Below are 467 nucleotides of genomic sequence, written 5' to 3'. Positions count from 1 at the left end.
CACCGACTCGTAATGCGCGGGTCAGACCGCCCGGCAGGGCGATCTTAGAGCGTTCGTCGCTCAGCCGAAGGAGACGAGGGCCCCGCGCTCGTCGAAGACCGCCGTGCGCGCCCATGCGATCTCCCAGCGGTTGCCCTCGGGATCGGCTATGTATGCGGAGCGGCCACCCCAGGACCGGTCGATCGGCTCGGCCACTACTGTGGCGCCGGCGGCGACGGCCGCAGCGAAGGCCTTATCCACCTCGTCGCGGCTGTCGACGTTGCAGGCCAGAGTGACGCCGGACCAGCCGCCGGCCGGGTCGGGCATGTTCGGTGCGGCCTCGGCGGCCAGGTCGTGGAGTGGATAGAGCGCGAGCAGAACCCCGCCAAGTTGGAAGGCGGCCCATCCGTCATCGCTGGTTGGTAGTTCGGGCCAGCCCAGTGCGCGGTAGAACGAGCGCATAGCGCTGATGTCGCCCGCGCCGAGGG

At 70.0% G+C, this 467-nt stretch carries 1 protein-coding gene; it reads right to left on the bottom strand.

Annotated features, from left to right (window positions below; translation table 11 throughout):
* Positions 1-60: 60 nt before the first annotated feature.
* Positions 61-467: VOC family protein (locus AC5RWQ_RS30420; protein WP_494286034.1), on the bottom strand; the 407-nt coding region annotated here is incomplete at its 5' end.

It is taken from the genome of Micromonospora sp. BS32 (assembly GCF_059089345.1).
Note: the sequence above shows the minus strand (reverse complement) of the source record. Positions and strands in the feature narration are given on the sequence as shown.